Source organism: Sphaerobacter sp. (genome assembly GCF_019683595.1).
GTDB lineage: Bacteria > Chloroflexota > Chloroflexia > Thermomicrobiales > Thermomicrobiaceae > Sphaerobacter.
The window spans coordinates 1-25648 of record NZ_JADGHZ010000006.1 but is presented as its reverse complement, the minus strand read 5'-3'; the positions used below and the strand labels follow the sequence as shown (position 1 = coordinate 25648).

The window sequence follows — 25648 nt, the reverse complement described above, 5'->3', positions numbered from 1 at the left end:
GGGTGAAGGGGTGAGAGGAGCGACGAACAGCATGGTTGGGGAGCGCGAGCGGATCACGGTATTCATCACCTCGCCGCTGGAACCGGAGCACGTCGATCGGATGCGGGAGGTCGGCGGCGATCACGTTGAGATCATCTACGAGCCGGACCTGTTGCCGCCGACCCGCTACGTGGCGGACCACGACGGGCCGCCCGACTTCCGGCTCTCGGAGGAACAACAGGCGCGCTTCAACGCGCACCTGGCGCGGGCCCACGTGCTGTGGGACTTCCCGAAGCGCATTCCGGGCGACGGTGCCCTCCTCCGGATGGCGCCGCGGCTGAAGTGGGTGCAGACGACGAGCGCCGGGGTCGGGCAGCTCGTGGCGCGGCTCGGATTGGTCGACTCACATCTGATCGTGACGACCGCCAGTGGCGTCCATGCCGGGCCGCTGGCCGAGTTCGTCTTCATGGCCCTCCTGATGCACGTCAAGCAGTATCCGCGCCTGCGGGCGGACCAGCAGGCGCACCGCTGGGAGCGCTTCGCGTCCGATGAACTGGCGGGAAAGACGATCGCGATCGTCGGGCCGGGGCGCATCGGCCGCGAGGTTGCGCGGATCGCCCGCTGCTTCGGGATGCGCCCGATCGCAATGGGGCGCAACTCGTCGCCCGAGCGAGCGGCCACGCTCGGGGTCGAGCGGCTCTACCCACGCGAGCAGTTGGGGGAGATGCTGGGCCAGGCGGACGCCGTCGTGCTCTGCTGCCCGCACACCCCGGAGACAGAGAACATGATCGACCGCGATGCCTTCGCCGCCATGAAGGACGGCGTCGTCTTCGTGAACATCGCGCGTGGGAAGGTCGTCGACGAGGATGCGCTAATCGACGCGCTCCGCTCGGGCAAGATCGCATTCGCCGCCTTGGACGTGTTCCGGACCGAGCCGCTTCCACCGGACAGCCCGCTCTGGGATTTCCCCAACGTCCTGATCAATCCGCACTCGGCCAGCACGGCGTACAGCGAGAACCGGAAGATCACCGAGATCTTCTGCCACAACCTCCGATGCTTCATCGAGGGACGCGTGGACGAGATGCGCAACGTGCTGGATAAGGCGCGCATGTACTGATGCAGGGGTCGGACGTGACGCCGGAGCGAGGCGTCTACCGGTTCCTAGGCCTGCGGCACGGACCGGGCGCCGAGCAACTCGCCGTGACCGAGGCCATCCTCGCAGGTGTCGCGTCCGGCGCCTCACCGCCCACGCTGCGCCTCTACTCATGGTCCGAGCCGGTTGTGATCCTCGGCGTGAGCCAACCGGCGGCCGACCTCGACCTCGACGCCTGTCGCTCGCTCGGCTTCCGGGTGCTGCGGCGCCTCTCGGGTGGGACGGCGGTCTACCACGATGCCGATGCGGTCAGCCTTGATTTGATCGTGCCGCCCGGTTCCTGGTTCGCCCCGTCCGATATCACCCTGACCTACGCGCGGGTCAGTGAGGTGATCGGGCAGGCCCTCGCGCGCTTTGGAGCGCACGTCCGCGCGGTCGAGGCCGCCGATGCGCGGAAAGCCGTCACTCCGCCCGAGTTGCAGCCGGCGTGCTTCGGTGGCCTTGCTCCATTCGAGCTTGTGACCGGCACACGGAAGGTGGTCGGGCTTTCGCAGGTCCGGCGGCGCGGCGTGGTTGCCGTCCAGGCAGCCGTGTATACCCGGTTTCCCTACCAGGAGCTGGCCAGGGTGCTGCGGGTCGCGTCCGTGACCGGTACGGAGCGCTGGACTGCGCTGCTGCGCGAGCGTGCCGCCGGGCTCGACGACCTGCTGGGCGAGCCGGTCGACCCCCACGCCGTGGCCTCGGCACTGCATGCCGCGTTCGCCACGGCGATCCCCGGCGACCTGGAGACAGGTATGCTCCTCCCTGCGGAGGTTCAAGCCGCGGCGCAGCTCACTGTCGAACGCTACGGGTCGGAGGCCTGGACCCTCCGCCGGTGACTTCCTGTCGAAGCTGGCACGGAAATCGCGCTGCTGCCGTACCCGGATTCACACCGGTTGTGTGTGCTGCCGTCGGCGCCGCCGACGGCACGTCGTGAGGGAGCAGGCGCATGACCCAGACAACGATGGAAGTTACCGTCAAAGAGATCATGACGCCGAATGTGATCACCGTTTTTCCTCAAACGGGCGTCGACGAGGTAGCGAGACTCCTGTATGCCCACCGGATCAGCGGAATGCCCGTTGTCGACGAGAGTGGCGCCTTGCTCGGGATCGTCAGCGAGTTCGACGTGATCAGCAAGAAGGGGCGGACGGCCGCGGACATCATGAGCCGCGACGTCATCAGCGTCCTGGAGGATGCCCTGGCCGAGCAGGTGGCCGGGATCCTGACCGAGCGGAACGTGCGGCGGGTTCCGGTCGTGGCTGAGGGCCGGCTGGTCGGGATCGTCAGCAGGTCGGACCTGGTGAGGCTCTTCTCCATCACCAGGTGGGCGTGTCCCGATTGCGGCTACTTCGTGCGCGGTTTCCACCGGCCTGATGCGTGTGAGATGTGCGGCTCTACCGCCATCGAGCTGCAACGGGACCCGCCCGGCATGTAGGGCGCCCCATCCGTCAGGGGACAGCGGGTGTGGCCGGCTCGGCCTGAGCGGTGGCTTGCGCCGCCGCGTGCTGGCGGACACGCGAGAAATAGCCGGTGAAGACCGCGGTGCTGCCTGCCTGCGACAACGCAAAGATGATGAAGATGGCATTGTAGCCAGCGGCGACGATGAGTTGTCCCGCCAGCAGGCTGGCGGCGGCGTACCCCAGGTTCCAGACGCCGCTGCGCAGGCTGAAGGCGTTGGCGCGCGCCCGTGACGGAAGCAACTCGGAAATGAAGGTCGAGTTGATCGGCCAGGCGACGCTCACGGCGGTCATGCGCACGATGTGCGCGATCAGCGCGAGTCCCAAGCCGGGCACCAGCGGCAGTACCAGGAAGAACGGGACCGGCAGGAGGCGGAGCAGCGCCTCGGCGCCCAACGGGCCGAACCGGCGACCGATCGCCGGTGCCCCCAACCCCACGATCGCAGCCACGATCCCGGCCAACGCGTAGATGAGCCCGATCTGGCTCGGGCCGGCGCCGATGCTGGCCAGGTAGACGTTGTAGAACGGCACGACCGCGCCCGAGCCGATGCTCAGGATCAGCCCGGCGAGTACGAACATCGTGATATGGCGGCGCACGGTGCGGCGCTGGGGCGTTGCCTCGCTAACGATCAGCGCCTGGCCCGTCTCGCCAGCACGGTGGCCACGGGCGTGCTTCATCCGCCAGAGCGGGACGATCGCGAGCACGCCGAGCGCCACCCCGGCGATGAGGGTCAACCGGTAGGCCGTGACGCCCGTGGGTGAGACGCCGAGAAGCGTGCTGATGAGTCGCGGAGACCAGCCGCCGATCAGGCTGCCCAGCGTCGCAGACAGTGACTGGATCGAGAAGGTCACCGCGGCCGCGACCGACCGGGTCTCCGGTCGTGCCCATTCAACGAGGAACGGCATGACCGGGACGACGACGAAGGCCGAGGCGCCTCCGGCGATCACCGACGTCGCGAGGATTACCCAGGACTGATGCACGAGCGCCAGCACGAGCGATGCGATAAGGAAGACGGCTGTGCCGTAGATCAGGCACGCCCAGTTGCCAAAGCGGCCAATCAGCGGCCCCATGATGAGGGCGGCACCGGCCATGGCGAGCGTGTAGACCGCGTTGTAGCTCCCGATGAAGTCCTCGCGGTGCGACAGGCTCACGAGATAGAGGTTGTAGATGAGCGCGAACACGCCGATGGCGATGTTGGCGAAGAGGTTGAAGACAAGGAAGAGCCGAATCTCCCGACGAAAGCGCTTGATCTGATGGACGTACTCGACCACGGTCCCCCGGTCAATCCCTCCACTGTTCCCCCGCGCCCTGAGCGGCGCCAGGTGATTATATAAGGCCGAGGGGGTGGATGTCTGGGCTTCAGGTCATGAGATGTTCTGGATCGTTCGGTCAGGGTGCAAACGGAGAGGGGGCCAGGTGACGCAAAGCAACGACGTGGCTGAGCGGGCGGCTACCGTGCTCCTGCATCGCCCGGCGGGACTGCTGACCGACATCGACGGGACGATCAGCCGGGTGACGGCCCCGCCGGAGGCCGCGACGGTGGAACCCGCTGCTCGGGCGGCACTCGCTCGCCTGGCGACCGTTCTTGACGTCGTCGCAGTCGTCTCCGGTCGCTCTGCCGCCGATGCCCGGCGTCTGGTGGCCGTCCCCGAGCTCGTCTACATCGGCAACCATGGGTTGGAGCGCTGGCACGGCGGCCAGGTCACCGCGTCGCCCGAGGCCATGCGGTTCCGGGATCGCATGGCGCGCGTGGCGGCGCAGATGCGGGCGACGGTGACACTCGCGGGCGTGCGCGTCGAGGACAAGGACCTCACCCTCTCGATCCACTACCGCGAGACGACAGACCCGGCGAGCGCCGAGGAGTTGGTTCGCGCGGCGCTCGTTCCCGTGGCAACGGCCGAGGGGCTCGTCGTTCGGCCCGGGCGGATGGTCTTCGAGGTGCGGCCGCCGATCACCGTGAACAAAGGAACGGCTGCACGGGATCTGATCCAGGAGCGGGGCCTGCGATCGGTCGTTTTCGTGGGCGACGACGTCACCGACCTGGACGCGATGAGCGAGATACAGCGACTGGCGATCGAGCAGGGGCTGCACGCGCTCACGGTTGGCGTCGTGGGGCCGGAGACTCCCTCCGAAATCGCCCAACAGGCAGACGTGACGGTGGATGGCGTCGATGGGGTGATCGCCTTCCTCACCGCACTGGCAGACCGGCTGGCGTGACGCCTCGCTTCCCGGCGTGACCGTCCCGGTCGCCGGCGGCGACGGGAGCCAGACTGCTCGCGGAGGGGCTAACCAGGTGGCTACAGTGGGTCGAGCGGCGCGATCGGCCGGCGAAGTCGCTGGTACGGGAAGAAGGCGAAGTCAGGGACTGTCACCCCGGGCGTCGCGACGGCGACCATCTTTGAAGCGACCGCGCCGAAACCGACGCGGTACCGCAGGCTCGACTTAACGGCCAGGATGCGCATCGTCGCCGGATCGATTCCGTGGGCGCGGAAGATGGCCGGGTCGTCAAGCTCGACGCGGCGCTCCGCGAGGATGATCGCGACATCCCCCTCGTGGCGGCCACGCGCCTCCACGACCACCGATCGGCCCATGTCAATCTCCAGGCCGGAGTCGAGCGGCCCCTCGCGCACGATCTTCCCGGGCCCGATGGATGCGACGCGGCCGTGGACATCGATCGGATAGCCGTGGAGCCGGTCTCGCCGCGCTCCGACTGAGAGCGTCACCTCGGCGCCGACTCCAGCGGCGATGGCAGCGTCGACCGCTTCGGGGTCGGTGATCACGCCGATGGCCGCCCCTCGCGCGCCGAGATCGAGCAGGCCCCAGAGGAGGCCGGTCCCGTCTCCCGGTCCGCCGGCTCCCGGGTCGTCTCCCGTGTCAGCCAGCACGAATGGGTGTTCCCGTGCCGCCATCGCGTCGTGGATGGCGGCCTCGATGTTGGCGGGGTTCACCGTCCACTGCCCATTGCGCTCGGCAAAGGCGGCTTCCACCGTCGCAGCCAGGTCGGCAGCGCGGGTCGAATCTCCGTGGGTCGCGACGACAACGGCCGCACCGGCGTGGGGTACGTCGGCATACGGGAAGCCGCCGGTCACCATGGCGCAGAGCACGCCCGGCTCCCGTTCGCACTGGCGCGCCAGCTCCGCGATCTCTGCCATAGCACCGGCTCCGGTGTCCTGGGCAGGGAGTGGCACGAGGAGCGGCACTTGCCGCAGCGCGACGGCGGGCTTTACCTCACCGGACGCCACGAGCGCGAGGAGCGCCACCGCCCGCTCCCCGCGGGCGGCCGGGTCAGCGTCCGGTACGGCGCTCGGTCCGACTAACAGCGTCGCAGCATCGACGAGGCGAGGGGAAAGGTTCGCGTGTGGACCGACCGCCGCGACGATCGGGACCGCCCCTCCCACGACTTCCCGTACCGAGGTGAGGAGTGTCGCCTCGGCGTCCGGGTCACTCGTTGTGATCAACCCTCCGCTGAGGTCGAGCAGGACGCCGTCGATCGCGTCGCGCGCTTCGCGGAGCCGGGAGCACAGCTCGCTGGTCAGGCGCTCGAAGTCCGCATCGGAGAGCGGACCGCCACTCGGGGCGCGGGCCTCAATCAAGGGGAGCACATCGTGGCTGAGGTGCGCCGCAGTGCGGATGGCTCCGGCGAGGGCGGTATGCCCAGCGCTCGCGGTGTCGATCAGAGCGTCGCCCTGGACATAACGGTATGCCGCAAAGTCTTCTAGGGTGGTCGGTACCGGTGAGAAGCTGTTGGTCTGGTGCCAGATCGCCCCGATGGCAAACCGCACCGCAAGCGCTCCCTTCTACCGCGCGCCCGCTCCGCCACTGCGGATGCATGGTAGCAGACTCGGCAGCCTGGTGCCCTGGGGTCTGATATGATCGTGGCAACGAGGACACGACAGAAGAACGCGCGGTCGGAGGCGACGATGGGACTCAGCCGGGAAGCCAGACCCGAGGAGAGTCGTCAGGAGCGGATGGACGCCGCGAAGCAATGCCCGAAGTGCAGCGCCGACCTCACCGCAGATGTCACGTATGCGCGCTACGGTGTCTGTGGCGCGTGCGGACATCACATGACGATCCCGGCGCTGCAGCGGATCGAGTTGCTCGTCGACCCGGGTTCGTTTGAGGAGTTCAATCGGCAACTTGTCTCTGTCGACCCGCTCGTCTTCTCAGACCGCTTGCCGTACCGGCGCCGGGTGCTGGAGGCGCGCGAGCAGACCGGCTTGACGGAGGCGGTCGTCACCGGAACGGCACGCATCATGGGCCACCCGGTCGTCGTGGCGGTGCTCGACTTTCGCTTCCTCGGCGGCAGCATGGGCTCGGTGGTGGGCGAGAAGGTCACCCTCGCCTTCGAGCGGGCGGCCGAGAAGCGTATCCCGATCATCACGGTCGCCGCATCGGGCGGCGCCCGGATGCAGGAGGGGATGCTCAGCCTGGTCCAGATGGCCAAGACGGCCGCAGCGGCCAAGCGCGCGCACGACTCGCACGTGCCGTACATCTCCATCCTTACCAACCCAACGACCGGTGGCATCTACGCGAGCTTCGCCAACCAGGGAGACATCATCCTGGCCGAGCCGAAGGCGCTGATCGGCTTCGCCGGCCCGCGGGTCATCGAGCAGACTGCCGGCCGTGACGACGTGCGTTCCCACTCGGCCGAGTTCCTTTACGCCCACGGCTTCATCGACCAAGTGGTCGCGCGCCCGCGCCTCCGCGACACGGTCGCGACGATCCTCCGCATCGTCAGCCAGCGAGGGGTCATCAAGCGCGATGAGCGACCGGCGATGCCCAAACCTGGCGCCAGTGCCGAGCGGGCCTGGGATATCGTCCAGATCGCGCGGCACCCGGAGCGTCCCACGACGCTCGACTACATCCGGCGCATCAGCCCACAGTTCGTCGAGTTGCATGGCGACCGGCTGTACGGCGACGATCCGGCGATTGTGGGCGGGTTGGGCGAGATCGCCAACCGCGGCGTGGTGATCATCGGCCACGAGCGCGGCCACGGAGACCCTGCGCGGCGGGGTGGGCAGGCATTGCCGGAGGGCTACCGGAAGGCGATGCGGCTGATGGACCTCGCGGCGCGCCTGCGCCTGCCGGTGATCACCCTCGTGGACACGCCGGGCGCGTACCTCGGCGAGGGGGCCGAAGAGCGCGGGATCGCGATGGCGCTAAGCGACTCGCTCGCGCGGATGAGCGTGCTGCCGGTGCCGACCGTCACCGTCATCATCGGTGAGGGTGGCAGCGGAGGAGCGCTCGCGCTCGGCGTTGCCGACCGGGTGCTGATGCTGGAGCGCGCGGTGTACAGCGTGATCGCCCCCGAGGGCGCCGCGGCGATCTTGTTCCGCGACGCGTCCCGCGCTCCGGAGGTCGCGGAGTCACTGAAGATCACCGCAGCCGACTGCTTCCGGCTCGGCGTTGTCGACGGGGTCGTGCCCGAGCCGGAGGGAGGCGCCCACACCGATCCGGACTACGCCGCGGCACTTCTACTCCACGCGCTGACCGACGCACTGGGTGAGCTGGTGGACGCCTCCCCGGAGAAACTCGTCCGCGAGCGCTACCGCAAGTTCCGGCGCATGGGTCAACATAACACATACCTGCGTGAAATGATCGCGCAGGAGGTGACGGAGTGGAGCGGGCGTGTCTCCCGCACGCTGGAGTCGATCCGGGATCTGCTCCCGTTCGGAGATGGGGAGCAAGAGGAACGCGCTGACGAGCCTGGTAAGGTGCCACCGCAAGAGGAAGTGGCCTCCTGAACGCCACACCGGTCATCGGCCGCTGACCGCCCAAACCGTGGTGAGGCGGTCGGGGGACGCACGCGATCACCGTTTCTCAGAGGCGAGCGGTGCGTGGTGCCCATGGGCGGGCGCTGCGTTGCCCAACACCCGCCCACGGAAACGTTCACTTTGCCGCCGTCGTGGTTCCGGCCTATTGGCTCGGCGGGATCGGCGGGCGGAGCCCGTTCTCTTCGGCGAAGGCGATTGCCTCGGGATAGCCCGCGTCTACGTGGCGCATGACCCCGATGCCCGGATCGTTCGTCAGAACCCGCTCCAGCCGGAGGGCTGCCTCTGGGGTGCCGTCCGCCACCACGACCATGCCGGCATGGATCGAGAGCCCGATCCCGACGCCGCCCCCATGGTGGACCGAGACCCACGATGCACCGGAGGCCGTATTGAGCAGCGCGTTGAGAATCGGCCAGTCGGCGATCGCGTCCGAACCGTCGCGCATTCCCTCCGTTTCCCGATACGGGGAGGCAACGGATCCGGTGTCCAGGTGATCCCGGCCGATGACGATCGGCGCCTTCAGTTCGCCGGAGCGGACCATCTCGTTCAGTCGCAGGCCGAAGCGGGCCCGCTCGCCGTAGCCAAGCCAGCAGATGCGGGCCGGGAGGCCCTGGAAGGGCACCTTCTCCTCCGCCATCGTGAGCCACCGGCGCAGTGCCTCGTTCTCGGGGAAGAGCTCCATCGCGGCCTGGTCGGTCTTGCGGATGTCCTCCGGGTCACCCGAGAGCGCGACCCAGCGGAACGGCCCCTTCCCCTGGCAGAAGAGCGGCCGGATGTACGCGGGGACGAAACCGGGGTAGGCGAAGGCGTCTTCGACGCCGGCAACCAGCGCCTGCCCGCGGAGGTTGTTGCCATAGTCGAACACCACCGCGCCCCGGCGCTGGAACTCGAGCATCGCCTGGACGTGTTGGGCCATGCTCCGCATGGCGCGGTCGGTGTAGATTTCCGGCGACTTCTGACGCAGGAGCAGCGCGTCTTCCAGGCTGATCTCGGCGGGGATATAGCCGCCGACCGGGTCGTGTGCCGACGTCTGGTCGGTGACCACGTCGGGCATGAAGTTGCGCTTCAACAGTTCGGGCAAGACCTCTGCTGCGTTACCGAGCAAGGCAATTGAGAAGGGGCGGCGCTCCCGGCGCGCGGCCTCGACCTGGCGCAGCGCGTCGTCGAGGTCGGCCGTCCATGCGTCGCAGTAGCCGATGCGCACGCGACGTTGGATCCGCTCGGGATCGACCTCAATGATGAGGGCTACCCCGCCGTTCATGGTGACGGCGAGCGGCTGTGCGCCGCCCATCCCGCCGAGGCCGGCGGTCAGCACAACCCGGCCGGCCAGCGAGCCGTCGAAGTGCTGGCGGGCCACCTCCGCGAAGGTCTCGTAGGTCCCCTGCAGAATGCCCTGGGTGCCGATGTAGATCCAGCTCCCGGCCGTCATCTGGCCGTACATGGTCAGGCCGAGCGCTTCCAACCGCCGGAACTCGTCCCAGGTGGCCCACTGGGGGACCAGCATCGCGTTGCTGATCAAGACCCGTGGGGCCATCTCATGGGTGCGGAAGACCGCGACCGGTTTACCGGACTGGACGAGCAGCGTCTCGTCGTCCCCGAGCTGGCGGAGTTCCCGGACGATCGCGTCGAAGCACGCCCAGTTGCGTGCCGCCTTGCCGGTCCCGCCGTAGACGATCAACTCCTGCGGCTCCTCGGCGACCTCCGGGTCCAGGTTGTTCATCAACATCCGCATCGCGGCCTCTTGTTGCCAGCCGCGACACGACAGATCCGTGCCCCTGGGGGCACGTACCTCCCGCGGTTGTCCCTCCATCATCCGACGCCTCCCTCCTCGATCTGCTGCGCCGTGTCTCGGCCGGCTGACGCGACCAGCGCGGCGTCGACCGCCTCCTGGAGAGTCCCTGAGCGGATCAGGTCGCGCGCAGTTTCGATGAGCTGGTGGAGCGGCGGCCCGTCGCGCTCCAGGAAGGGGATGTGCGCGCGGACGGCACGGTACGCCGCCTGGGTTCCAATTCCCCACGGTTCGCGCTCGGTGAGGTCGAGGGCCTGCGCGGCGCACAACACTTCGATCGCCACGATCGTCTGGGTGTTGGCGACGACCCGCGCCAAGTGCCGCGCGGCAGTCGTGCCCATGCTATTGAAGTCCTCGATGTCGGCCGACGTCGGGATCGAGTCGACGCTGGCCGGATGCGCCAACGTCTTGTTCTCGCTCGCCAGCGATGCCGCCGCGTACTGAGCGATCATGAACCCCGAGTTGATCCCCGGCGCGGGGACGAGAAAAGCCGGCAGGCGGCTGGATCGGGGGTCGACGAGGCTGGCGATGCGGCGCTCGGTGAAGGTGCCCAGCGACGCGACCGCGACTTTGAGGTAGTCGGCCGGGAGCGCGACCGGGTGGCCGTGGAAATTGCCGCCGGAGACGACGCCGGTGTCGTCGGGAAAGCAGAGTGGGTTGTCGGTCACGGCGTTGATCTCGATTTCCACCACCTGTCGCGCGTGCTCGAGCGCGTTCCGGATCGGGCCGAGCACCTGCGGGATACAGCGGAGGGTGTAGGCGTCCTGGACGGCGCCGCGTCGGGGGCGTGGGAGCGTTCCGTCCCGCTGGAGCAGGCGCCGCATTCTCGCCGCGGTCGCCACCTGGCCGGGATGCGGTCGGACCTGGTGGACCGGCGCGGCCAGCGCCGCGGGGTCGCCACCGAGTGCCTCAAAACTCATGGCGGCCGCGATCTCGGCAGCGCGCAGCAGTTGCTCAGTGTCCGCCACCGCCAAGGCCATGAGCGCGGTGATAATCTGGGTCCCGTTGATGAGTGCCAGCGCCTCCTTCGCCTCCAGGGTAATCGGGGCAATCCCGGCCTGGGCCAGCGCCGTCTCAGCGGGGAGCAGCTCGTCGCGCCAGCGCACCTGGCCCTCGCCGATCAGAGGGAGCGCGAGGTGGGCCAACGGGGCCAGGTCGCCGCTCGCTCCGACCGAGCCTTGCTCGGGCACCACGGGGTGGATCCGCGCATTGAGTAGATCGACCAGGCGCTCGACGACGATCGGGCGCACCCCGGAGTAACCCCGAGCGAGCGCCTGGGCACGTAGCAGGAGCGCAGCACGCACCACGTCATCCGGGAGCGGTTGGCCGACGCCTGCCGCATGGGAGCGGAGCAGGTTCACCTGCAGCGTGGTCCGGTCTTCGGGCGAGATGGCCACATCAGCCAGCGCTCCGAAGCCAGTCGAGACGCCATAAACTGGTCGACCCTCAGCGATGGCCGCCTGGACCGCGGCGCGGCTCCGCTCCATCGCCGCCCGGGCGCCGTCCGCAAGCGAAACGGTCGCTCCCCCGCGGGCGACGGCGACAACGTCCGCGATTCCCAGCGGGCCGTCGCTGAGGGTCACATGATGGTCGCTGTCGTTTCCCGACACTGATTGTCCCTCCTCGTGGCGCTCGGCGTGTGCCGCGAGGCCGTGATACGGCACCGGTGTGAGCCAGTGTAACCGGTTCCATCGCCGAACGCACTTGAGGGACCGCCGCGATGCGTTCGGCTATCATTGGCGCGAAATCTGCAATTTGGCGGGGGCACTGGGGCAGCCCGGCTGTGCGCGCGGCGTGAGGAGCGGCGGCGTGGTTGGAGAGCAGAAACCGTGAGCGACGAGGTCTTGGCGGCGCATTGGAAGCGTTGGCTCCTGGTCGCAGTGGCGCTGCTCGTTGTGTTCTGGGTGCTATGGCAGACGCGCGGCGCGCTCCTGCCCTTCCTGGTCGGCGCGATCATCGCGTACCTGCTCGCCCCTGCCGTCGACTTCCTACAACGGATCCTACCGCAGCAAGGACGCCTGGCCCGGGTCGCGCGCCCGATTGCCATTATCCTGGCGTACATCGTTGCCCTCGCGATCTTGACTGTCGCAGGCTTCTACCTTGTTCCGCCGCTCATCGATCAGACCGTCGAGTTCGTGCGGGCCCTGCCGAGCTACTGGGACGATGTACAGCGCGAGAGCAACGCGCTGATGCGGCTATATGAAGATAGTGTCCCCGAGAACATTCGCCGGCAGATCGAGGCGAATCTGGGGGCGCTCGGGCAGCAGGTCGGAACGGCTGCGCGCACCGCGATGATGATCACCTTCGGCGCGGTGACGACGGTCATTGGCTTCGCGGCCGGACTGGCGCTGCTGCCGCTGTGGCTCTTCTACGTGCTCAAGGACCAAGAGCGGGGGCTTGAGTGGTTTTATGGGCTGTGGCCTGAGTCATGGCGACCGGACGTTCGCGCCATCGTCGGGATGGTCGATGACGTGATGTCGGCCTATGTCCGGGGGCAGCTCTTTCTCGGGGTCGTGATCGGCGTGGTCACCGGCATCGCGATGTGGCTCATCGGCATCCCGCAGTCGCTCGTGCTCGGGGTGCTCGCCGGCTTTTTCGAATTGATCCCAGTGCTGGGGCCGTGGATCGCCTTCGTGGTCGCGGCACTGGTCACGCTGGCGACGGAGCCTGGCCGTATCCTCTTCGTGGGGATCGCCTTCCTGGCTATCCAACAGCTTGAGAACACGTTCCTGGTGCCGAAGATCCAGGGGGATGCTGTGCGGGTTCACCCGGCGATGATCATGATCTTGCTCGTGGTGGGCGGGTCGCTCTGGGGCGTGCTGGGGATGATCTTCATCGTGCCCCTCACGGCCGTGCTCCGCGACATCTTCGTGTATCTCTACCACCGAACGGGCAAGGTGTGATCCCGAAATCCGAGGATGCGATCCGGGATCCGTCGGCCCGGACAGATCAGCCGGGCCCGGCGCTGTTCAAGACGTCATAAGGTCATTGGCCTGTCCAGACGTGGATCGAGTAGACAGAGAGGAAAGGGAGGGCGAGTGCCCTCCCTACGCGTCGTCGCCCGTTGGGGTGTCCGGGGTAGGCAGGCCGGCGAGGATCGGCGTCGGCTTGGACCGCAGGTGCGGGAAGAGGATCACCTCGCGGATGTTCTGCTGGTCGGTCAACAGCATGATCAGCCGGTCGATCCCCAGCCCGAAGCCACCGGTAGGCGGCATGCCGTACATCAGCGCGTTGATGTAGTCATCGTCAATCGGCATCGCCTCCAGGTCACCGGCCGCCCGGTCGCGGGCCTGCGCCAGGAAGCGGTCGAGCTGATCCATCGGATCGTTCAACTCGGTGAAGGCGTTCCCAACTTCCATCCCTGCGATGAAGGGCTGGAAGCGTTCGGCGATGTTGGGATCGTTCGGGCTGCGCTTGGCCAGCGGCGAGAGCTCCACCGGATAGTCGACGAGGAACGTCGGCTGGATCAGGTTGGGGCGGACGAACGTCTTCATCAGCTCGTCGATGATGCGCGGCCACACCGTGGTCGGCTCGACGTCGGCGCCGAGAGCCTTGGCGCGCTCATAGAGCTCGCGCTGATCGGTCACCTCGCGATAGTCGATCCCGGTGGCGTCAAGGAGCGCCTGGCGCAGCGACACGCGGGGCCACGGCGGCGTCAGATCGATCTCGTGGCCGGCGTAGGTGAGCTTTGTCGTCCCGAGCGCCTGCTCCGCGACATAGACGAGCATCTCCTCGACCAGCTCCATAACGTCGTGGTAGTCGGCGTAGGCCATGTAGAACTCGAGCATGGTGAACTCGGGCGAGTGCCGCGCGTCGATGCCCTCGTTGCGGAAGTCCTTCGAAATCTCGTACACCCGCTCGTAGCCACCCACGAGGAGCCGCTTGAGGTACAGCTCGTCGGCGATGCGAAGGTAGAAGGTCTGGTCGAGCGCGTGGTAGTGGGTGGTGAACGGCCGGGCCGCCGCGCCGCCGTAGAGCGGTTGCAGCACCGGGGTCTCCACCTCCAGGAAGCCGCGCTCGTCGAGAAAGCGCCGGATGGCACGAATCGCGTTCGCGCGGATGACGAAGATGCGGCGCGTCACCTCGTTGGCCATGAGGTCGGCATAGCGCTGCCGGTAGCGGGTCTCGACGTCTTGGAGCCCGTGCCACTTCTCGGGCGGCGGGTTGATGGCCTTGGCCAGGAGCCGGAAAGCCTTGACCTCGACCGTGACCTCGCCGGTGCGGGTACGGAAGAGGTTCCCGTCCGCTTCGATGAAGTCGCCCAGGTCGATGAACCGCTTGAAGTGGGCCAGTGCGTCCTCGCCGACGACGTTTCGGCGCAGGTAGATCTGGATCGCGCCGCTGCCGTCGCGGATATGGGCGAATACGGACTTGCCCATATCGCGTATTGCCGTCACACGGCCCGCAACGGTGATCGTCTCGGGGTCGTGCTCGGTCTCCAGCGTCGATTCGATCTCGGTGAAGCGAGCCAGGGCTTCCTCAGCCGTGTGCGTACGATGGCTGTGCGGTGGGTAGGGATCGATGCCCTGCTCACGAAGTGCTTGAGCCTTGTCCAGCCGCTGGCGTTGCTGCTCGTTCAACTCGATCAACAGTGGAAGCTCCCTCCACGTCGGCGGCGATGATGCCGACGTATCGCGACGCAAATCAAAAGCCGCGGCGCTTATACAGCGTCCGCGGCTCTCCCGTCCAGTGTGATCTGCTCACTCGACCTTTTCGATGGTGAATGAGGTTTCACCCCCGGGCGCGCGGACGACGACCGAATCGCCCACGCGTTTGTCGAGGAGGGCGGCACCCACGGGCGACTCCGTGGAGATCTTGCCCTGGAGGGTGTTGGCCTCCTCCGGGCTGACCAAGATCCACGTCTCGGACTGCCCTGTCTCGTCGACGATGGTGACGCGCGAGCCGAGCTTGACGACGCCGTCGCTCTTTCCGGGCGCGATGACTTGCACGCGGCGCAACAGGTTCTCGATCTCGCGGATCCGCGCCTCGAGCTGAATAAGTTCTTCCTTAGTGTCCTCGTACTCGCTGTTGTCGGACACGTCGCCGTCCATACTCAGTTCCTGAACGCGCGCCGTGACGTCGGGAAGCTTGACAGTCCGTAGGTGATGGAGCTCGCGCTCGAGGTCGGCCTTGCCCTCCGCCGTAAGCGTGACAGGACGCTCGCTGGCCATGTCTACCCTTCTTCCACGAGCACGTCGAGCCGCACCCCCACAGGCCGAAAGGTCCGCCGACGCGGCGACGACGGGACGCCGGATCGGATGTAACGTAGGGCAACCACTGCGTGTGCGTAGTCGCCGCCGGGGCGTGCGGCCACGATGCGGACGTGCGAATAGCCTGATAGCCGAGGACACGTGCACCCTCGGCCGTCCACGCTGTGCTTCTAGTATAGCCAGATTGGCGGGGCTTGCAACGTTTCGGGGGTGGTCTCCGGCGCAAGCGAGCCGTGACCGGCCCGCCGGCTGCCCCGGCCGTCTGGTGGGTGAGAAGGGACTTGAACCCCTGACCTCGCGGATGTGAACCGCGCGCTCTGACCAGCTGAGCTACTCACCCGCGCGCCGGCGCAAGTATAGCACCCCCCGGTCCGGCTCGGCAATGCTTATCACGCACCGGAACGGCCAGGAGCCTGTGCTATCATGCTAGCCATCAGGCTCGCGTGGCGCGGCGTCACCCGTTTCTGTGGAACCGCCGCGCTGCGGCGTAGCACGTGGACAGGAGAGCCGCCACGGAGGCGGCCACGACAAGGGGCAGGCGGGAGGAGTGCGCATGCGCCCGAAGGTCACGGTCGTCGGGGCAGGAGCGGTCGGCGCGACGACCGCGCAGTATATCGCCCAGCGCAATATCGCGGACGTGGTTCTGGTCGACATCGTGGAGAACCTACCGCAGGGGAAGGCGCTCGACCTGGTGGAGGCGGGGCCCGTCCTCGGGTTCGACGCCGCGGTCACTGGTGCCAACGACTACACGGCAACCGCGGGCTCGGACGTGATCGTGATTACTTCCGGCTCGCCCCGCAAGCCCGGGATGAGCCGGGACGACCTGCTCCGCGTCAACATGAATATCGTGCGGAGTGTCACCGAGCAGGCAGTGGCGCACTCGCCCAATGCGGTCATCATCGTCGTGACCAACCCGCTGGACGCGATGTGCCACGTGGCGCTGGAAGCATCCGGGTTCCCGAAGGAGCGGGTACTGGGGCAGGCCGGTGTGCTCGACTCGGCCCGTGCCCGCGCATTCATCGCGATGGAGCTGGGTGTCTCGCCGCGCGATGTCTACATCGCGGTGCTCGGCGGGCACGGTGACACGATGGTGCCGCTACCGCGCTACGCCACCGTCGCCGGCATCCCGGTCACCGAGTTGCTACCACCCGAGAAGATCGAGGCGATCGTGCAGCGGACCCGCGATGGCGGCGGTGAGATCGTCAAGCTGCTGGGCACCAGCGCATTCTATGCTCCGGCGGCCTCGGTGGCCGAGATGGTCGAGGCGGTGCTGCTCGACCAGAACCGCATTCTCCCGGCAAGCGCCTACCTTACCGGCCAGTACGGGATCAACGACCTGTACGTGGGCGTCCCGGTGAAGCTTGGGGCCGGCGGCGTCAAGCAGATCATCGAGCTCAAGCTCACGAGTGAGGAGCAGGCGGCGCTCGAGCACTCGGCGAACAGCGTCCGCACGCTCGTGGAGGCGATGAAGAACCTCTAGCGTTGGGATTTGCCATGGCGGGCGACACGGCTCGGCGGGCTCCCGGGCCCTGGACGCGGACGTGGGAGGATCCCGAGGCGATGCTCGGGGTCGACGCCGCACGGGACCAGGTGCTGGCTGCCGTGCGCCCGCTACCTCCTGTTGAACTCCCCCTGCTCGACGCGGCCGGCTTGGTGCTGGCCGAAGATGTGGTTGCCGACGCTGACATCCCCCCGTTCCGCAATTCCGCCATGGATGGCTATGCCCTGCGTGCGAGCGACGTCGCCGGGGCGACCGCCGAACGGCCGGTCCGCTTGACGGTCGTGGGCGAGGCCGCAGCCGGCACGGGCGTTCCGCCGGCCATCGGCCCTGGACAGGCCCTACGGATCATGACCGGCGCGCCGATGCCGGAGGGAGCGGATGCCGTCGTCCGGTTCGAGGAGACCGATGAGTTCGACGCCGGGCCGCGGCGCACCGAGGTGGCGGTGCGGCGTGCCGTCCGGGCCGGCGAGAACGTGCGGGAGGCCGGCGAGGACGTTCGTGCGGGCGCGGTGGTGCTCCCACGCGGTACCGTCCTGCGTCCGGCCGCGATCGGCGTGCTGGCTTCCCTGAACCGCGCGACCGTTCGAGTTCACCGCCGGCCGCGGGTGGGCATCCTCTCGACCGGCGACGAGGTTGTCGATCTCGGCTCGCCGTTGCGGCCCGGTCAGATCCGGAACAGCAACAGTTACACGCTGGCCGCGCTGGTCCGGGAATCCGGCGGCGAGCCGGTACTGCTCGGCGTAGCACGGGATCGGACCGAGGAAATCCGCGCCAAGCTGCGACAGGCGAACGACGTTGACCTGCTGGTCACCTCCGGCGGCGTCTCCATCGGCGACTTTGACCTCGTCAAGCAGGTGCTGCAGGCGGAGGGCGAGGTCGCGCTCTGGCAGGTCCGCATCAAGCCGGGCAAGCCGATGGCGTTCGGCCGCATTGGGTCGGTGCCGCTGCTGGGCCTGCCGGGCAACCCCGTGGCGGCGTTCGTCGCCTTTGTGCAGTTCGGGCGTCCGGCACTGCGCAAGATGCTCGGCTTCCACGACGCGGGCATCCCGACGGTACGCGCCCGACTGCTCAGCGGGCACGAGAACCGAGGCCGCCGTCGGCACTTTGTCCGCGGCATCGTCGAACGCCGGGGGAACGAGTGGGTCGCCCGGCCCTGCGGCCTCCAGGGCTCGGGCGTGCTGACGTCCGTCACCGAGGCCAACTGCCTCATCGTCTTGCCGGAAACCTGGGACTCGGCCGAGCCTGGAGATGAGGTCGAAGTCCAGCTCCTCGACGGCGTCATTCCCGGCGGCGCGGCCTGAGCCCCGGCGCGCCGTTCGACACCGGTTCTCGCGAACAAGTAAGCTTTCGGCATCATCCGCCGGCCGTTGTGGGCCGGCGAGACGAGCAAGCGCCGAGCGCGCGAAAGGTGACATGACGCCATGGGGATTCGAGACCTTGTCAGCGTCGTACGGGAACTCAGCTTCGACCAACTGCGCGCCGAGGCGTTGCTGGCGCCTCGGATCCTGGTGATGGCCGGCACTCACGAGCAGGCCGTGGCCTGCCGCGATCTGCTGTTCGGGGCCGCCTCCGAGGCGTACGTCGACCTGCACCACACGGGTGAGACCGCACCGGACCCGCTGGAATACGACGTGGTCGTGTCCGTCGGGCCGCTGGATACCGCGACCGGGCGCACCTGGCGCGATCTGTTCCGGCGGGTGGACGAGCCGATCCGGGTCGTCGAGGTGGACCCACGCCTGCTCCAGGGTAGCGGTAATGTCGACGACGTGCGGAAGCGCATCGCCGACGTGGCCGACGAGCGTTCGCTCGCGATCGGCCGCTACATCGACGCCATGCGCCACGCCTGCGCCGAGCAAACCGTCGAATCGACCTCGGCGGTGAACGCGCAGTTCGCGTTCCTCTCGAACCTGCCCACAGTGCTGCCGGTGGTGGGCAATCTGGTCGCCGTGGGGGCCGACTTCCTGGTCCTCACCAAGAACCAGTTGATGATGATCTACAAGCTGGCAGCCATCTACCAGCGCGACCTGGATGACCGCTGGCGGATCTACGGTGAGATGGCCCCCGTCGTTGGGACCGGCCTGGTCTGGCGCACGATCGCACGGGAGGTCGCGGGGTTGATGCCGCTCGTCGTGGGGACCGTCCCGAAGGTGGCGATCGCCTACGCCGGCACGTACGCCACCGGCCGCGCGGCCCTGCTCTACTACCAGAAGGGGGCGCGGATCGATCCCAGCCAAATGCGGATCCTGTACGAAGAGGCGCTCACCACGCTGCGCCGGAACCCGCTACCCTTCGCGCGGAACGGCGCAAAGTACTCGGACGAGGCGATGAGCGATCGGGCGGATCAGCAGTCGGCATCGCAGGACCAGCAGCCCGACGCGTGATCGCACCCACGCCGATGCGGGGTGGAGCTACCAGACTCAATCCGTTTCGCCGTGTGAACGCGCGGCGGTAACACGGATTTGGACATACAAACGGGGTTGGCGAGTTGTCTTACTCGCCAACCCCGTTGTACGTTCTCGCGATGTCTAGAACGGCGCCATTGAGGTCACTTCGCCGGGGATGCCGTAGTCGATCAGCTTCTGCTGGAACTCACTCATGTCGAGCCCGAGGAGCGAGGCGGCCGCGACGCGGTCGCCTTCGACCTGCTTCAGGGCCTCGATCAGCATGAGCTTCTCGACCTCTTGCTGCACCTCGGTGATCGTCGCGCCGCGGCGCACGCGGGCCGCGATATCGACGAAGTTCCGCTGGTCGGCAGAGGAGAAGGTGATGTGATCCTCGGTGATCACCGACCCCTGTGCCAGCACGACGGCGCGCTCGATCAGGTTCTCCAGCTCACGGACGTTGCCCGGCCAGTCGTATTCCTGCAGCATCCGCATCGCCCCCGGTGTGATCTTGGCTGGACCCGACCCCGCGGTGTAGCGATGCTTGTGGAGGAAGTGCTCGACCAGCATCGGGATGTCGTCCAGGCGCTCTCGGAGCGGTGGCAGGTAGATCGTGATCACGTTGAGGCGGTAGTAGAGATCCTCGCGGAAGCGGTTCTCACGGACCTCCTGCGCCAGGTTCTTGTTCGTCGCCGCGATCACGCGGGTATCGACCTTTACTGAGACGGTGCCGCCCACCCGCTCGAACTCTCGCTCCTGCAAGACACGCAGCAGCTTCTTCTGCGTGGACAGGCTCATCTCCCCGATCTCGTCGAGGAAGATGGTCCCCTTGTGGGCCATCTCGAAGCGGCCCTTGCGCTGGTTCAGCGCGCCGGTGAAGGCGCCCTTCTCATGGCCGAACAGCTCGCTCTCCAGGAGCGTCTCGGGCAGCGCAGCGCAGTTGACCTTGACGAGCGGGCCACCCGCATAGCTGGAGTTCCGGTGCAGAACCGTCGCCACCAGTTCCTTCCCGGTCCCCGTCTCGCCGGTGATCAGCACCGTCGCATCTGAACGCGCCACGCGGCCGATGGTCTTGTAGACCTCCTGCATCGGCGCGCTGTTACCGATGATGTAGTCGTTAGGATCCGTGTCACGGAACTGGGTGCGAAGTCCCTGCACCTGCTGCTTGAGCGTCTGGTGCTCGAAGTAGCGGCGGATCGTCAGCAGCACGTCGTCCAGGTCGAACGGTTTGGTGATGTAGTCGTACGCCCCGAGCTGCATCGCGTCGATGGCAATCGACGAGCTGCCGTAGGCGGTCATGATGATGAACGGCAGTTGGTTGCCGTAGGTCTCCGACAGGTCACGGAGGACGTCGATCCCGCTCTTGTCGGGCATCCGAACGTCCATCAGGACCAGCGCTGGAGCGGTCCCGTCACCGCTCAGCGCAGACAGAACTTCGGCGCTGGTTTCCGCCTCCGTGACGTCGTACCCCTCATCTTCGAGGAAGTCCCGCAACAACTCGCGGATCCCGGCGTCGTCATCGGCGATTAGGATGCGCTCCATCGAATCCTGTTCCCTCACTCCGCACGCACGTGACGGCCCGGCTTCTCCCCGCCTCTTGTGCAGTGTGCCCTCGCAGTATAACAAATCGCTCGGGATGTCGGGAGCATCCTGATGGACGGCACCCGGCGCGGGGGTTAGAATCGCGCCGGCCCCGAGTGCCGGTGACGCTTTGAGAGCGATAAGGCGGCGTGATGATCCTGGAGCGGGTATACCTGATCGGTCTGAGCGGCAGCGGGAAGACGACGTTGGCCCCCCTGCTGGCCGAGCGCCTCGGGTTCGAGGCGGTTGACATCGACGCCGAGGTCGAGCGCCGCTTCGGCCGCTCCATTCCCGACATCTTCACTGCTTTCGGCGAGCCCGTGTTCCGGGCCGCAGAGCGAGATGCGCTGGCGCAGGCGAGCCGTCGCACGCGGGTCGTGGTGGCGACCGGCGGCGGAGCCGTACTCGACCCCGCCAACTGGGATGCCATGCGACCGCGTAGTGTGATCGTGCACCTGACCGCATCTCCCGCGGTGCTCATCGAGCGACTCGAAGCGGCGGTGCGTGACACGCCGATGGCCGAACGCCCCCTCCTCCGAGGGGACGATCCGCTGGCGCGATTGGAGTCCCTCTGGCAAGCACGGCGGCACCTCTACGAGCAGGCCGACCTCACCATCGACACGACCAGCACGTCGCTGGATACGCTCGCGGCCCACATCGCCGACCAGATCACGGCCCTCGACCGCGCCGGTGCCATCCCGGTCGACAGCCTGGGCACGCCGAGCGGACGGTCGGACCTCTACGCCGCACCTGGCTTGCTCGCGGAGGTGGGGACGCTGGCCAGGCGGCGGTGGCCGAAGGGGCGGCGGGCGTGGGTCGTCGCCGACGAGCACGTCCTGCCGCTATGGGGCTCGTCGGTCGAAGAGTCCTTCACTCAGGCGGGCCTCGATGTGGCGATGCGCGCGGTCCCCGCCGGAGAGGGCAGCAAAGCGCTTGCGCAGGTCAGCGACCTCCTGGACTGGCTGCTCGGCGGCGGGATCGAGCGCGGCGACATGGTGGTGGCACTGGGAGGCGGCGTGGTCGGCGACCTCGCCGGGTTCGTTGCAGCCATCGTGCTCCGCGGCGTCGGGCTCGTGCAGCTCCCGACGAGCCTCTTGGCGATGGTCGACAGCAGCGTTGGGGGCAAGACCGGCGTGAACCATGCGCTGGGCAAGAACCTGATCGGTGCCTTCTACCAGCCCCCGCTCGTGGTGGCCGATCCGCACGTCCTCCGCACGCTGCCGCCTCGTGACCTGCGCAACGGCTGGGCGGAAATCGTCAAGCACGCCATGATCGAGTGCACCGCCACCGGTGCGTCGGAGCCGATCCTGCTCCCGTGGCTTGAGCGCCGCAATCCCGTTGGGGGCCTTGGAGAACCGGATGAGCTGGCGGAGCTGATCGCCCACAACATCCGCCTCAAGGCTGCCGTGGTGCGGGCCGACGAGCGTGAGTCGGGATTGCGCCGTATCCTCAACTACGGTCACACGCTGGGACACGCGTTTGAGGCGGCCGGGTACCGCTACCTGCATGGCGAGGCGGTGGCGTTGGGGATGCGCGCCGCGGCGCGGCTCGCCCACCGGCTCGGTCTCTGCGACGCGGACCTCGTGGCGCGCCAGGATGCGCTGCTCGATCGCCTTGACCTGCCACGCACCTTCGACGGGGAGTGGGAGACGGTACGCACGCATCTGCTGCACGATAAGAAGGTCGTGCAGGGCACGCTGACCTGGATCCTGCCGGAAGGGCCGGGGCGCGTGGTGGTCCGCCGGGATGTGCCCCTGGAAGCCGTTGAGGCCGTTGCCCGGGAGATCGGCGCCCGCTGATGCGGTGTCCGGAGAACCCGGAGCCGTGGGAATCCGCCTTCAGTTGCCCGATCCCAGCAATAGCAGTATCCTAAATGCCGAATTCGTACAGTCAGATGACGGTGCTGAGCTCGAGGAGGAGTAGGAGAATGCTCGGACGTCAGCTCACGCGTCGTGCCGCCTTGCAGACAATCGGCGGTGGCGTGCTTGGAAGCTTGTTGCTCAGTGCGTGTGGCGGCTCGTCCTCGGAAACCACCGAGACCGCTGAGAGCACCCCGACGCCTACCACGGCTGCCGCATCCGGCGGGTCGTCGAGCACCCCAACGGCGGCGGCCAGTCCCACTCCTTCCACCCAGGGAACGACCGGGGGAACGCCGGCGACCGGCGATCCGGTGCGCGTCGGTGTGATCGCGACGCTCTCCGGCGTGTACACGTCGCTCGGGGAAAACATGATCGGTGGGATCCAGGTCGCTCTCGACGAGGTGGGCGGCGTCGCCGGGGGCCGGCCGATTGAACTCGTCATCGAGGACTCGGCCGGGAGCCCGGACCAGGCGCTTGCCAAGGCACGCCAGCTTATCGAGCGCGACAAGGTGCATCTCCTGGCGGGCGTGATCCTGAGTAACGAGGCGGCGGCGCTGCGCGACTTCGTCGTGGAGCAGCAGATCCCGTGGATCATCGGGAACGCCGGACTCCCGGGTCTCACGCGTGATCCCAACATGCGCAGCCCGTACATCTTCCGCGTCTCCTGCGCCAACGGGCAGTATGAGGCACCGTTTGGGCAGTACGCCTACGAGAAGCTGGGATACCGGCGCATCGTCCTGACCGCGCTGGATTACTCGGCCGGGCACGACAAGGCCGGTGCGTTCGGGAAGCGGTTCCAAGAGGCCGGCGGCGAGATCGTGGGCGAGGTCTACGCGCCGATTGACACCCAGGACTACGGGCCGTACTTGCAGCGTATCCAGCAGATGGATGCCGACGCCGTCTTCGCCTTCTACTCGGGTGGCGACGCCGCACGCTTCGTCCCGCAGTATGTGGACTTCGGTCTCGCCGACATGTTCCCGCTGATCGGCTCGGGTGACACGGTGGACGAGAACATCCTGGCCGAGCAGGGCGAAGCGGCTCTCGGCGTGGTGAGCGTCCTCCACTATTCGCCGCTCTACGACTCGCCTGAGAACCAGAAGTTCGTAGAGGAGTTCAATGCGCGTTACAACGCGCCCACTGGTCAGTTCTCGTACCAGGGCTACCTGAACGGGCGGGTGATCGTTGAAGCGCTCAACGCCACCGACGGCAACGTGGAGGACACGGAATCGTTCTTGCAAGCCCTCCGCGAGGTTCAGTTCGTCGGTCCGGCTGGGGAATTCCGCTTCCACCCCGAATCGCAAGGGCCCGTCATCCCGGTGTTCGTTCGGCGCGTCGAAGAGCTGCCCGATGGGACGCTGGGCAACGTCGTGATCGACGAGCTCGGTGCGGTCGACGACCTGTCCTACTAAGCACGCAAGGTGTTCGTAGGAAACCATACCGGACAGGGAGGAGCATCCTATGACCGCAGAGAAGCCCCGCTCTTTGCAGGACATCGTCAGCAGTGTGCCGAACGTGGTGGACTTCCTTCGGAACAACATCTCGGGGGCGCGTATCTACCCGGTCGTGCCCCCGGAGTTCACCAACTGGCGGGACGAGCAGCATTCCTGGCAGGAGACGGTCTGCCTCTTCGACCTCTCCTACCACATGACCGACCTCTATGTGAGTGGTCCCGATGCGTTCCGGCTGCTGGAGCGGCTGGCGATCAATAGCTTCAAGGGCTTCGAGCCGGGCGGCGCCAAGCAGTTCGTCTGCTGTACGCCCGACGGCTATGTGATCGGCGACGGGGTCCTGTTCTACCTCGAGCCGGAGCACTTCAACCTCGTCGGCCGCCCCTCGATGCACAACTGGGTGCAGTACCACGCCGAGACGGGCGGCTACGATGTGCAGCTCGAACGCGACGAGTGGGCGGTCGGCGACCCGAACCGGCGCCGGAAGGTGTACCGGTTCCAGCTCCAGGGGCCGAACGCGCCGGCCCTGCTCGAAAAGCTCAACGGTGGCCCGTTGCCGCCGATCAAGTTCTTCCACACCGGCTGGATCACGATTGCCGGGCACAAGGTGCGCCTTCTCCACCACGGGATGATCGGCGTCGCCGGCGGCGAGCTGATCGGGCCGTTCGAGGAAGGGCCGGAGGTCAAGGCGGCGATCGTCGAGGCCGGGAAGGAGTTCGGCCTGCGGCAGGTCGGCTCCCGCGCCTACTCGAGCAATACGCTGGAGTCGGGCTGGATCCCGTCGCCCCTGCCGGCCGTGTACACAGGCGACGAGCTCCGGGCGTACCGCGAGTGGCTGCCGGATACCTCCTTCGAGGCGGTCGGCTCGCTCGGCGGCAGCTTCGTCACCCCGAACATCGAGGACTACTACCTCAACCCGTGGGAACTGGGTTACGGGCGGATCCTGAAGTTCGACCATGACTTTGTCGGGCGCGAGGCGCTCGAAGAGATGGCCAAGCAGCCGCACCGCAAGAAGGTGACGCTGGCCTGGAACGGCGAGGACGTCGCGAAGGTCTTCGCCGCGCTCTTCACCAAGCCCAAGGGGCAGCGCCCGAAGTACATCGACCTCCCGGGCACCCAGTACGCCACCTGGATGTACGACGCGGTCCGGAACAAGCAGGGCGACATCGTCGGCATCTCGACGTTCTGCGGTTACAGCTCGAACGAAGCCTCGATGCTCTCACTCGCGATGCTTGACGAGGCGTATGCGGAGCCGGGGACGGAGGTGATCCTGGTCTGGGGCGAGCCGGATGGCGGTACCCGGAAGCCGTCGGTCGAGCGTCACGTGCAAGTGGAGCTGCGCGCTACCGTCGGCCCCGTGCCGTATGCCGAGCCGTCCCGCCGGTACCGGGAGACGGTCGCCGGACGCTAGCCTGGTCGGCGCCCCGGCACGCCTAGTGCCGGGGCGCGTTCTCACCTGAAAGTAGTCCGGCAGCGGGGAACGCCTCGCTCCATGTGCCCGACCTCAGCGCTCGTGGGCGCACGCGGGCGGGGCGGGAG

General features: G+C 67.5%; 20 protein-coding genes and 1 tRNA gene. 12 read left to right on the top strand and 9 right to left on the bottom strand.

Annotation, left to right across the window (positions count from 1 at the left end; genetic code table 11):
• The first annotated feature begins 31 nt into the window (after positions 1 to 31).
• From IRZ30_RS01415 to IRZ30_RS01405, 3 genes are all read left to right on the top strand, one after another.
• Positions 32 to 1096 (top strand): D-2-hydroxyacid dehydrogenase, encoded by a 1065-nt coding sequence (locus tag IRZ30_RS01415; protein WP_294082139.1) that lies wholly within the window; start codon positions 32 to 34, stop codon positions 1094 to 1096.
• On the top strand, positions 1096 to 1950 hold the full coding sequence (locus IRZ30_RS01410) for a hypothetical protein (protein WP_294082138.1): 855 nt from the start codon (positions 1096 to 1098) through the stop codon (positions 1948 to 1950). The genes IRZ30_RS01415 and IRZ30_RS01410 overlap by 1 nt, the downstream gene beginning before the upstream one ends.
• Positions 1951 to 2060: 110 nt before the next feature.
• A complete protein-coding gene (locus tag IRZ30_RS01405) occupies positions 2061 to 2546 on the top strand; it encodes a CBS domain-containing protein (protein WP_294082136.1) in 486 nt (161 codons plus the stop codon).
• Positions 2547 to 2559: 13 nt separating this feature from the next.
• On the opposite strand, the gene IRZ30_RS01400 is transcribed toward IRZ30_RS01405, so the two are convergent.
• The gene (locus tag IRZ30_RS01400; RefSeq protein ID WP_294082134.1) at positions 2560 to 3840 is read right to left on the bottom strand and encodes an MFS transporter; all 1281 of its coding nucleotides are present in this window, start codon (positions 3838 to 3840) and stop codon (positions 2560 to 2562) included.
• A gap of 145 nt (positions 3841 to 3985) precedes the next feature.
• Here IRZ30_RS01400 and otsB point away from each other — a divergent pair, with 145 nt between their 5' ends.
• Positions 3986 to 4786, top strand: coding sequence for a trehalose-phosphatase (gene otsB, locus IRZ30_RS01395; RefSeq protein ID WP_294082132.1), 801 nt, complete (start codon positions 3986 to 3988; stop codon positions 4784 to 4786).
• An 80-nt stretch (positions 4787 to 4866) separates the two neighbouring features.
• On the opposite strand, the gene IRZ30_RS01390 is transcribed toward otsB, so the two are convergent.
• Entirely contained in the window at positions 4867 to 6351 is a 1485-nt protein-coding gene (locus IRZ30_RS01390; protein ID WP_294082130.1) for a M81 family metallopeptidase, read from the bottom strand.
• An 87-nt stretch (positions 6352 to 6438) separates the two neighbouring features.
• Between IRZ30_RS01390 and accA the strand changes: the two genes are divergently transcribed.
• Positions 6439 to 8313, top strand: coding sequence for an acetyl-CoA carboxylase carboxyl transferase subunit alpha (gene accA / locus IRZ30_RS01385; RefSeq protein ID WP_366945303.1), 1875 nt, complete (start codon positions 6439 to 6441; stop codon positions 8311 to 8313).
• Between the two features lie 172 nt (positions 8314 to 8485).
• On the opposite strand, the gene hutU is transcribed toward accA, so the two are convergent.
• Together hutU and hutH are read right to left on the bottom strand one after the other, a co-directional pair.
• On the bottom strand, positions 8486 to 10153 hold the full coding sequence (gene hutU, locus IRZ30_RS01380; protein WP_366945302.1) for a urocanate hydratase: 1668 nt from the start codon (positions 10151 to 10153) through the stop codon (positions 8486 to 8488).
• Entirely contained in the window at positions 10150 to 11739 is a 1590-nt protein-coding gene (gene hutH, locus IRZ30_RS01375; protein ID WP_294082126.1) for a histidine ammonia-lyase, read from the bottom strand. Before hutH ends, hutU begins: the two co-directional genes overlap by 4 nt.
• Before the next feature lie 219 nt (positions 11740 to 11958).
• Between hutH and IRZ30_RS01370 the strand changes: the two genes are divergently transcribed.
• Entirely contained in the window at positions 11959 to 13032 is a 1074-nt protein-coding gene (locus IRZ30_RS01370; RefSeq protein WP_294082124.1) for an AI-2E family transporter, read from the top strand.
• A gap of 144 nt (positions 13033 to 13176) precedes the next feature.
• On the opposite strand, the gene lysS is transcribed toward IRZ30_RS01370, so the two are convergent.
• From lysS to IRZ30_RS01355, 3 genes are all read right to left on the bottom strand, one after another.
• Complete coding sequence (gene lysS / locus IRZ30_RS01365) at positions 13177 to 14715, bottom strand: lysine--tRNA ligase (RefSeq protein ID WP_366945304.1); 1539 nt, start codon at positions 14713 to 14715, stop codon at positions 13177 to 13179.
• A 114-nt stretch (positions 14716 to 14829) separates the two neighbouring features.
• The gene (gene greA / locus IRZ30_RS01360; protein WP_294082121.1) at positions 14830 to 15300 is read right to left on the bottom strand and encodes a transcription elongation factor GreA; all 471 of its coding nucleotides are present in this window, start codon (positions 15298 to 15300) and stop codon (positions 14830 to 14832) included.
• Positions 15301 to 15602: 302 nt separating this feature from the next.
• Positions 15603 to 15679, bottom strand: a tRNA-Val gene (locus IRZ30_RS01355).
• Positions 15680 to 15892: 213 nt separating this feature from the next.
• Between IRZ30_RS01355 and mdh the strand changes: the two genes are divergently transcribed.
• From mdh to IRZ30_RS01340, 3 genes are all read left to right on the top strand, one after another.
• Positions 15893 to 16819 carry a malate dehydrogenase gene (mdh, locus tag IRZ30_RS01350; protein WP_294082119.1) on the top strand — a complete coding sequence of 309 codons (927 nt, stop codon included), beginning with the start codon at positions 15893 to 15895 and terminating at the stop codon, positions 16817 to 16819.
• 80 nt (positions 16820 to 16899) lie between these two features.
• Positions 16900 to 18141, top strand: a complete 1242-nt coding sequence (glp, locus tag IRZ30_RS01345; protein WP_294082117.1) for a gephyrin-like molybdotransferase Glp — start codon at positions 16900 to 16902, stop codon at positions 18139 to 18141.
• A gap of 120 nt (positions 18142 to 18261) precedes the next feature.
• Positions 18262 to 19221: a hypothetical protein gene (locus IRZ30_RS01340; protein WP_294082115.1), complete on the top strand. Its 960-nt coding sequence runs from the start codon at positions 18262 to 18264 to the stop codon at positions 19219 to 19221.
• A 144-nt stretch (positions 19222 to 19365) separates the two neighbouring features.
• Here the strand turns inward: IRZ30_RS01340 and IRZ30_RS01335 are convergent, their stop codons facing one another.
• Complete coding sequence (locus tag IRZ30_RS01335) at positions 19366 to 20763, bottom strand: sigma-54 dependent transcriptional regulator (RefSeq protein WP_294082113.1); 1398 nt, start codon at positions 20761 to 20763, stop codon at positions 19366 to 19368.
• 191 nt (positions 20764 to 20954) lie between these two features.
• On the opposite strand from IRZ30_RS01335, the gene aroB reads away from it, so the two are divergent.
• On the top strand, positions 20955 to 22601 hold the full coding sequence (gene aroB / locus IRZ30_RS01330; RefSeq protein ID WP_294082111.1) for a 3-dehydroquinate synthase: 1647 nt from the start codon (positions 20955 to 20957) through the stop codon (positions 22599 to 22601).
• A 139-nt stretch (positions 22602 to 22740) separates the two neighbouring features.
• Here the strand turns inward: aroB and IRZ30_RS01325 are convergent, their stop codons facing one another.
• Positions 22741 to 23031, bottom strand: a complete 291-nt coding sequence (locus IRZ30_RS01325) for a hypothetical protein (protein ID WP_294082109.1) — start codon at positions 23029 to 23031, stop codon at positions 22741 to 22743.
• On the opposite strand from IRZ30_RS01325, the gene IRZ30_RS01320 reads away from it, so the two are divergent.
• Together IRZ30_RS01320 and IRZ30_RS01315 are read left to right on the top strand one after the other, a co-directional pair.
• Positions 23030 to 24070 (top strand): ABC transporter substrate-binding protein, encoded by a 1041-nt coding sequence (locus IRZ30_RS01320; RefSeq protein ID WP_294082107.1) that lies wholly within the window; start codon positions 23030 to 23032, stop codon positions 24068 to 24070. The two genes, IRZ30_RS01325 and IRZ30_RS01320, sit on opposite strands and share 2 nt — an antisense overlap.
• A gap of 49 nt (positions 24071 to 24119) precedes the next feature.
• Positions 24120 to 25520 carry an aminomethyl transferase family protein gene (locus tag IRZ30_RS01315; protein ID WP_294082105.1) on the top strand — a complete coding sequence of 467 codons (1401 nt, stop codon included), beginning with the start codon at positions 24120 to 24122 and terminating at the stop codon, positions 25518 to 25520.
• Positions 25521 to 25648 lie beyond the last annotated feature (128 nt).

What these genes read in the sequence shown, in the direction of transcription:
- IRZ30_RS01315 (WP_294082105.1), top strand. Translation starts at nt 24,120, where the DNA reads ATGACCGCAGAGAAGCCCCGCTCTTTGCAGGACATCGTCAGCAGTGTG.
- IRZ30_RS01340 (WP_294082115.1), top strand. Translation starts at nt 18,262, where the DNA reads ATGGGGATTCGAGACCTTGTCAGCGTCGTACGGGAACTCAGCTTCGAC.
- IRZ30_RS01335 (WP_294082113.1), bottom strand. Translation starts at nt 20,763, where the DNA reads ATGGAGCGCATCCTAATCGCCGATGACGACGCCGGGATCCGCGAGTTG.
- IRZ30_RS01405 (WP_294082136.1), top strand. Translation starts at nt 2,061, where the DNA reads ATGACCCAGACAACGATGGAAGTTACCGTCAAAGAGATCATGACGCCG.
- mdh (WP_294082119.1), top strand. Translation starts at nt 15,893, where the DNA reads ATGCGCCCGAAGGTCACGGTCGTCGGGGCAGGAGCGGTCGGCGCGACG.
- accA (WP_366945303.1), top strand. Translation starts at nt 6,439, where the DNA reads ATGATCGTGGCAACGAGGACACGACAGAAGAACGCGCGGTCGGAGGCG.
- glp (WP_294082117.1), top strand. Translation starts at nt 16,900, where the DNA reads ATGCTCGGGGTCGACGCCGCACGGGACCAGGTGCTGGCTGCCGTGCGC.
- IRZ30_RS01320 (WP_294082107.1), top strand. Translation starts at nt 23,030, where the DNA reads ATGATCGGTGGGATCCAGGTCGCTCTCGACGAGGTGGGCGGCGTCGCC.
- greA (WP_294082121.1), bottom strand. Translation starts at nt 15,300, where the DNA reads ATGGCCAGCGAGCGTCCTGTCACGCTTACGGCGGAGGGCAAGGCCGAC.
- hutU (WP_366945302.1), bottom strand. Translation starts at nt 10,153, where the DNA reads ATGATGGAGGGACAACCGCGGGAGGTACGTGCCCCCAGGGGCACGGAT.
- IRZ30_RS01410 (WP_294082138.1), top strand. Translation starts at nt 1,096, where the DNA reads ATGCAGGGGTCGGACGTGACGCCGGAGCGAGGCGTCTACCGGTTCCTA.
- IRZ30_RS01325 (WP_294082109.1), bottom strand. Translation starts at nt 23,031, where the DNA reads ATGTTTTCCCCGAGCGACGTGTACACGCCGGAGAGCGTCGCGATCACA.
- IRZ30_RS01415 (WP_294082139.1), top strand. Translation starts at nt 32, where the DNA reads ATGGTTGGGGAGCGCGAGCGGATCACGGTATTCATCACCTCGCCGCTG.
- aroB (WP_294082111.1), top strand. Translation starts at nt 20,955, where the DNA reads ATGATCCTGGAGCGGGTATACCTGATCGGTCTGAGCGGCAGCGGGAAG.